The following is a 7,602-nucleotide window of genomic DNA, read 5'->3' as shown; positions in this document are numbered from 1 at the left end:
GCGCGGAGGCTGGTTCCGGCCAGATGAGCCTCGATCACCTTCTTCGATTGCTCGAACAGTTGCGCCATGCGGTGTCTGCCTGCTGTCTCGATCGGGAACACGGTGTGATCGCCGTATTCCATCTGCGTGCCGTCACCCTAACCGATGCTTTCGCGAGTGTCGGGGTAGCTCGGCAGTTCAGTACAAGCGCCGCGCAGCGCGTTTCTCGTAGAGTGTCAGGCGAACGCACCGACAAGCGAAGGGTCGAACTTGTCCGCAACTCTCGCCAAGGGCCAGAACGGTCCGCTGGCCACCAACGACGTGGTGATTTCCGTCCAGCTCACGGCGCCGGCGGATCTGTCGGCACTACTGGTCACCGAGCGGGGCAAGGTCCGTTCCGACGCCGACTTCGTCTTCTTCAACCAGCCCAGCGGCCCCGGCGTCAATCTGCAGCCCGCGCCCGCGGGCCAGCCCGCGTCGCTGGCGGTGTCGTTGAACGCCGTGCCCGCCGACATCGATCAGATTCGCGCGGTGATCACCCTGGACGACGCGAACAGCAATTTCGGCATGTTTCCCGCACCGACCGCGATCGTGTCCGATGCGGCCGGTAATCAGTTGTACGAGTACCGGATCGAAGGGCTGAACACCGAGTCGATCGTGATCGCGCTCGAGCTCTACCGTCGTCAGGGCGCATGGAAGGTGCGTGCGGTCGGACAGGGCTACGCGGGCGGTTTCGCCGCGCTGGTCACCGATCACGGTGTGACGGTCGACGATGCGCCCGCCCAGCCCGCGCAGGCGCCGCAGGCCCCGCCGCCGCCTCCGCAGCAGCCGGTTCAGCAGCCGCCGACCGCCCCGGCGTACCCGACCCAGCAGCAGGCGCCGCAGTACGCGCCGCCCGGCTCCGGCCCCGGCTACCCGCCGCCCGGCCCCGGCTACCCGCCCCCGGGTCCCGGTCAGCCGCCACAGGGCGGGCCGGGTTACCCCCCGCCGCCCGGCCAGGGTTACCCGCCGCCGCCCGGGCAGGGGTACCCCCCGCCCCCCGCGCCCGGGGCAGGGTATCCGCCGCCCGGCCAGCCCGTGCCGCAGCAGCCGCAGCAGCCGGCCGAGGTCAGCCTGAGCAAGGACCGCCCGGTCAGTCTGGTCAAGGGCCAGCGGGTCACCCTGCGTAAGGAAGGCGCCGCGCTGACCTTCGTCAAGATGGGTCTCGGCTGGGATCCGGTGCGCAGCCGCGGCATGTTCGGTAACCGCACGGTGGATATCGACCTGGACGCATCGGTCATCTTGTTCGCCGACACGAACCCGGTGGACGTGGCCTACTACGGCCAGCTGACCTCGAAGGACGGCTCGATCCGCCACCAGGGTGACAACCTCACCGGTGAGGGCGAGGGCGACGACGAGGTGATCCTGGTCGACCTGACCCGCATCCCCGCGCACATCACCACGCTGCTGTTCATCGTGACCTCCTACAAGGGCCACACCTTCGAGCAGGTGCAGAACGCGTTCTGCCGCTTGGTCGACGGGACGAACAACGGCGAGCTGGCCAGGTACACGCTCGCCGGTGGCATGCCGTTCACCGCGATGGCGATGTCCAAGCTGTACCGGGTGGGCAGCGACTGGAAACTGCAGGCGCTCGGTGAGGGCTTCCAGGCAAAGCATCCGGGTGAGGCGGTGCCGCAGCTCGGCCGGTTCCTCGTCAACGGTTGACCGGCGGCGCGACAGCAGGGCAGACACGGTGATTCAACTGCAGGCCGGTCAGAACATCCCGTTGACCGGTGAGGTCGTTCGTTTCAGTGCGCGCGCCGAGGCTGCCCTCGACGTTTCCGCGCTGGTGGTCGCCGAGAACCTGAAAGTGTTCTCCAGCGACGATTTCGTCTTCTACAACCAGCCCGCCACGGCGGGGGTCGCGTTGGCGGCCGACGGGGTCACGATCACGCTCACCGGGGTGCGCGCCGACGCGAAGGCCGTGCTGCTGGTGGTCAGCGCCGACCCGGCTGCCCCCGCGCGGGCCGACGGGCTGGGGCCGGTCACCGCCACCTTGTCCGAGAACGACAGCGTGACCGCGGAATTCGCGATCACCCCGTCGTCCGGTGAGACGGCGCTGATCTGTCTGGAGGTGTATCGGCGCGGTCCGGCTTGGAAGCTGCGCGCGGTGGGCCAAGGTTACGCGGGCGGTCTCGCCGTGTTGCTCACGGCGCATGGCGTCGAGGTCGACGGCGCGTCCACGGAATCCGGGCCCACCGACCAACCCGGTACGCACACCATGGCCGGTCCGCTGGCGGGCGACGCGCAGAGCGCCGCCGCCGGTGCGCCGCTGGAGGTCGGTCACGGGCTGGAACGGCTGTGGATGGTGTTCGAGGACGCCGCGCGATCGGCCGCCGCGCTGATCTCGGCGCGGGAGTACGCGGCCAAGCGGCTGGATCACGAACTGTCGCTCGCCGTCTCCGACCCGGCGACCAGGAATACTCCGGCAGCCGAGCAGGCGCGCCGGGTCGCGCAGCAACGGCACGACGATCTGGTCGCCACCGCCGAGCGCAACCATCAGCGCGACGCCGAACAGCTGATGGGCGAACTCGCCGAGGCCGACCGGGCGCTGCCGCCCGCCCTGGCCTCGTGGGACTCGCCCGCTTGGGACAAGCCGCCCGCACCGAGCGACGGTATCCGGCTCGGCGAGTTGTACGCGCTCGACCGGGGATCGGTGCGCATTCCGTATTGCGTTCCGGTGCCGCTGAACCGGCCGTTGTGGATCGATGCCGAATCGACCCGTGCGGTCACGCCCGTGGTGGGCGCGCTGCTCGCGCGGTTGCTCGCCACGGCGCCGGAGCGGCGGACGCTGCTCGACATCATCGATCTGACCGATGCGTTCAGTGGCTTCACCGGTTTGCTGGCTCCGGTGCTGAACGGTCCGCCGATCACCGACCACGCCGATATCTCGGCGCGGTTGCAAGCGCTGGTGGACGCTGCCGAACTGGCCGAATTGGCCTATTCGAGTGGCGCCTTCACCCCGCCCACCGAGCATCGAGTCCTGTTGGCCGCGGATTTCCCACACGGCTATCAGAGCTCTGACGCGCAGCGGATCGGCGCGTTGATCACGCGTGGTGAGCTGATCGGACTGTCCATCGTGATCGTCGGCGCCGAAGAATCCGACTCGGCCGACACCACCGTGGCGATGCTGTCGCAGTCGTGCCGCCATCTGCCGACCATCGGCGGCACGCCGCTGTTCGACCCGTGGACCGGCAGCGCCTGGGAACTCGATCTGGACATGCTGCCGCAGGAGCCGGAACGGCAGGCGCGCTTCCTGCGCACCACGTGAGATCGCCCGGTCAGCCGCGTGCGGCCGCCGGTCGCGGTCGCAGCGGCTCCGGCAGCCACGCCAGCAGCGGGTCCGGCATACGGTCGACGATCCCGCCGACGGGGTCGTCGACGAAGTCGCGCCGCACCAAGTCCTCTTCGGGGCGGTAGATCTGGCGCACGATCAGGGCGCACAGTCCTAGTACCGCCAGATCACGCAAGGCGACGGTGCCGGTGAACCACTGCTCGGGCAGGCCCTTGCGGTCCAAGCCGAGGTAGTAGAACATGCGCGGCACCCAGACCAGCGCGTCGATGGTCATCCAGGCCAGCAGGATGCGCCGGTGCGGCAACGCCAGGACGGCCAGCGGCACCAGCCACAGCGAATACTGCGGACTCCATACCTTGTTCGTCAGCAGGAACGCCGCGACAACGAGGAAACACAGCTGCGCCAGCCGCGGCCGCTGCGGCGCGGTGAGGCCGATGTAGGCGATCGCCGCGCAGGCCGCGACGAACGCCAGCAGCGAGACGGCGTTGAGGATGGCGGGTTGCTCCCCGTGGGTCAGTACGCCGTCGAAGCCGGGCCAGCCGGTGAACGAGGAGATCACGTTGTAGATCGAGTCCGGGTCGGCGTGCCGGGTGGTGTTCAGCCGGAAGAATTCCCGCCAGCCGTTCGGGAACAGCGCGGCGATCGGCAGATTCACCGCCAGCCAGGTGGCCAGCGCGGCGCATACGGTGACGGACGCGGCGCCGAGCGGACGGGCGCTGAGGAACTGGACGCGGTAGGGCGTCTCGCGCACCCACGCCAGGAAGGCGTGCCAGCCGTCGATATCGCGGATCCGCAGGCCGAGGTGCGTGCGCGGCGTGCGTTGCATCGTCTCGGTACGCAGGCACAGCACGACGATCGGACCGAGCAGCAGCAGGGGATACAGCTTGGCGGCGCCGCCAAGACCGAGCAGGATTCCCGCGAGCACCGGTTTGCGCCGAGCCCAGGCGAGCAGGCCGGTCGCGGCGAAGGCCGTCGCGAGCGCGTCGAAATTGGTGAACGCGTGCACGATCACCAACGGTGAACAGGCGATCAGCGCCGCGTCCCAGATCCGGCGGCCGGACAGCAGCGCAGACGCCCAGACGGTGATCAACCAGGCCATCGCCAGACCGAACGCGACGACGTTGAAGTAGATCACCACCTGCAGCGCGCCGGGCAGCGGTGCGGCGTCCCAGCTCTTGGCGATCCGCATCGAGAAGTACTGGTACAGGCCCGAGAGCACCGGATACTCCATGTATCGCGTCTCCCGCCCGCCGTCGGGAGTCTGCTCGGTCCATTGCTTCTTGTACGGGAATGCGCCTTCGTTCAGTCGTTCCGCGCCGTAGAGCGGAACGGTGTCCGAGTAGCACATCGCCACGTACTGGCGGCCGTTGTTCCAATCGAGGGTCGGGCCGTCCGCGCCATCGGTCTGCTGGAGGCATCCCGCCTTGCCGAACCAGCCGAGTGCCAGGAACACCACGGTGAACGCCAGCAGCACCCGCATGGGCGTCCAGAACCGCACCCGGCCGATCAGCGCATGATCACCGACCGGCCCGCCGACCACCGTGGACAGTTGCGCCGCGAGGGAATCGTTGCGGCTCGGCCGGTCGCGCGCGTCCGCCGATCGCAGATCGGAGGCGAGCGGAGCGGGAGCGGCGTAGTACGCCCCACCGGGCACCATCTGGTCCGACAGCGGCGCCCTCCCGTTCCTCCGTGGCTCCACCAACTGCTGATCGGTCACGGAACCCGAGGCTACCCGGAGGGCGATCGGCGGTCCGGATCGACTCGGGTACCGACCGCTCCGGCACGAGAGAGCAGGCCGACCACGGGGTTCATCGAAGGTAGGCGACACAGGACGGGGCCGACCGTGGTGCGGTCGGCCCCGGTTCGCGACGACGAACTATCGACTTCGGGTGGGCGCGGTTCCGCTCGTACCTTCGCCGTTGCCCGAGTTGCCGCTGTTGCCCGGTCTCGGTGAGCCGGTGGCTGTCGGCGAGGAACCGTCGGTCGGTGCGACCGGCTGGCCGGGCAGCGGGCCGCCCGCGTCCGACTCACGTTGCTGTTGCGGACGCTGCTGCTGCGGTGCGGGCTGGACGCCGGGCACCGGGATGGTGATGCCGGGCAGGATCTCCACCTGGGTCGGCGCGACCACGACCGGCGGCAGCAGGGGGGAGTCGACGGTGGTGGGCGGGGTGTAGGGCGCCGACCACTCGGGGACACCGGCCTGGCCCTTGATCGGCGCGGGCTTCGGGAACGTCTCGTTGCGGGTGCCCGAGAGCGCGCCGTCCATTGTCGCCTTCCAGATGTCGGAAGGCAGACCCGAGCCGTAGATCATGCCGCCGCCGTAGTTGCGCAGTGCCGAGTTGTCGACGCTGCCGACCCACACGGCGGTGGACAGCGAGGGGGTGTAGCCGACCATCCAGGCGTCCTTGTTCTCACCGGTGTCGCCGAGCTGCGCGGTACCGGTCTTGGCGGCCGACTCGCGTCCGTTGGCCAGCCCGTGGTTGCGGGAGTAGCCGGCGATCGGCTTCATCGCGGCGGTGACATTGTCGGCCACCGCGGCCGAGACGCGCTGCTCACCGGCCACTTCGCCGCGATCGAGCAGCACTTGGCCGTCGGCGGTCACCACCTTGGTCACGAAGTGCGGCGCGTGGTAGACGCCGGAGGCGGCGAGCGTCGCGTAGGCGGAGGCCATGTCCAGCGGCCGGGCCTGGTACTGACCGAGCACGATGCCGTTGTTCGGCCCGGATCCGTCCGACTCCGTCAGGGTCTTGCCCACACCCGCGATGGTGTCCGGGATGCCGAGCCGATGACCCATGTCGGCGATCTTCTGCGGACCGTTCTGCATGTCCAGCTGCATCCGGTAGAAGCTGGTGTTCAGCGACCGCTTCAGCGCTTCGGCGATGGTGCACATGCCGCACTGCTCGCCTTCGACGTTGGTGATCTTGATGCCGTTCACCGTGATCGGCGAGCTGTCGTACATCTGCGACAGCGGGATGCCCTGCTCCAGGTTGGCCGCGAGGCCGATGACCTTGAACGACGAACCGGTCTGCAGACCGGCGTTGGCGTAGTCGTAGCCCTGGCCGTCGCTGCCGCCGTAGTAGGCGCGCACCGCGCCGGTGTGCGGATCGATCGAGACCACCGCGGTGCGCAGCTGCTCCGGCTCGCCTTGCATCTTCGACGTGGCGGCGTCGACCGCCGCCTGCTGCGCCTTCGGGTCGATCGTGGTGGTGATCTGCAGTCCCGAGGTGTTCAGCTGCTGCTCGCTGATGCCCGCCGCCGCGAGTTCCTTGAGCACCTGGGTCTTGATCAGGCCTTCGGGGCCGGAGTCCTGCTCCTTGTCCTGGGTCGAGGCCAGGGACACGACCTGCGGGTACTGCAGGCTCTGCCGCTCGCCGGCACTCAGGTTGCCCGCGGAAACCATGCCGTCCAGCACATAGTTCCAGCGTGTCTTCGCGCCCTCCGGGTTCTTCTCGGGGTCCAGGCTGGAGGGCAGCTGGATGGTGGCGGCCAGCACCGCGCCCTCGGCGACGGTCAGTTCCTGCACCGGCTTGCCGAAGTACGCCTTGGATGCCGCGTCGATGCCGTACGCGCCGCGACCGAAGTAGATGGTGTTCAGGTACGCCGCGAGGATCTCGTCCTTGCTCCACTGCCGCGCCATCTTGGCCGAGATGACCAGCTCGTGCATCTTGCGGGTCAGCGAGTGTTCGTCACCGACCAGCGCGTTCTTCACGTACTGCTGGGTGATCGTCGAACCACCACCCGCGCTCTCCTTGCCGAGGACGTTGTCCCTGGCGGCACGAGCGAAGCCGGAGATCGAGAAGCCGGGGTTGGTGTAGAAGTCCCGGTCCTCGGCGGCCATCACCGCGTTGCGGACGTGCGGCGGGATCTGCTCGATGGTGACGTCGGTCCGGTTGCCTTCCGGCGGCACCACTTTGCTGATCACCGTGTCACCGTCGGAGGCCAGGATGGTCGCCACCTGGTTGGTCTTCAGGTCTCCCGGTTGCGGCACCGACACCGTGGTGTACGCGGCGAGGAAGATGCCGCTGGGCAGCAGGATGGCCAACGCGATCAGGACATAGAGGGTGCGCCGCACGATGCGCCACGGCGACTTCTTCTTCTGTGTCGGCCGCCTGCCCGGCCCATCGGAGCCGTCACCGTTGCCGCCGCCACGACGAGGCGGCGGACCCGACGGCGGGCCGCCCGCCGTCTGCCTGCGTTCGCCGGTGGAGGGTCCACTGCCCGGGACGCGACGTCCCTCACGGTCCACCGCGGGACGCGTGCCGGTGGCCGGACGTGGGCCGGTGGAGGGG

Annotated in this window: 4 protein-coding genes; 2 read left to right on the top strand and 2 right to left on the bottom strand. The window is 69.1% G+C overall.

The genetic code is table 11. The annotated features are described in order from the left end of the window. Nucleotides 1–249 precede the first annotated feature (249 nt). Together NA8_RS10855 and NA8_RS10850 are read left to right on the top strand one after the other, a co-directional pair. On the top strand, nucleotides 250–1,683 hold the full coding sequence (locus NA8_RS10855) for a TerD family protein (protein ID WP_063050259.1): 1,434 nt from the start codon (nucleotides 250–252) through the stop codon (nucleotides 1,681–1,683). 28 nt (nucleotides 1,684–1,711) lie between these two features. Further along, nucleotides 1,712–3,289: a TerD family protein gene (locus NA8_RS10850; protein WP_063050258.1), complete on the top strand. Its 1,578-nt coding sequence runs from the start codon at nucleotides 1,712–1,714 to the stop codon at nucleotides 3,287–3,289. A gap of 10 nt (nucleotides 3,290–3,299) precedes the next feature. Here the strand turns inward: NA8_RS10850 and NA8_RS10845 are convergent, their stop codons facing one another. Both NA8_RS10845 and NA8_RS10840 read right to left on the bottom strand, forming a co-directional pair. Next, complete coding sequence (locus tag NA8_RS10845; protein ID WP_063050261.1) at nucleotides 3,300–4,970, bottom strand: glycosyltransferase family 87 protein; 1,671 nt, start codon at nucleotides 4,968–4,970, stop codon at nucleotides 3,300–3,302. Nucleotides 4,971–5,189: 219 nt separating this feature from the next. Beyond that, nucleotides 5,190–7,385: a transglycosylase domain-containing protein gene (locus NA8_RS10840; RefSeq protein WP_084466687.1), complete on the bottom strand. Its 2,196-nt coding sequence runs from the start codon at nucleotides 7,383–7,385 to the stop codon at nucleotides 5,190–5,192. Nucleotides 7,386–7,602 lie beyond the last annotated feature (217 nt).

This window comes from Nocardia arthritidis NBRC 100137, from assembly GCF_001612765.1.
Lineage (GTDB): Bacteria > Actinomycetota > Actinomycetes > Mycobacteriales > Mycobacteriaceae > Nocardia > Nocardia arthritidis.
This window is presented reverse-complemented; position numbering and strand designations above follow the sequence as displayed.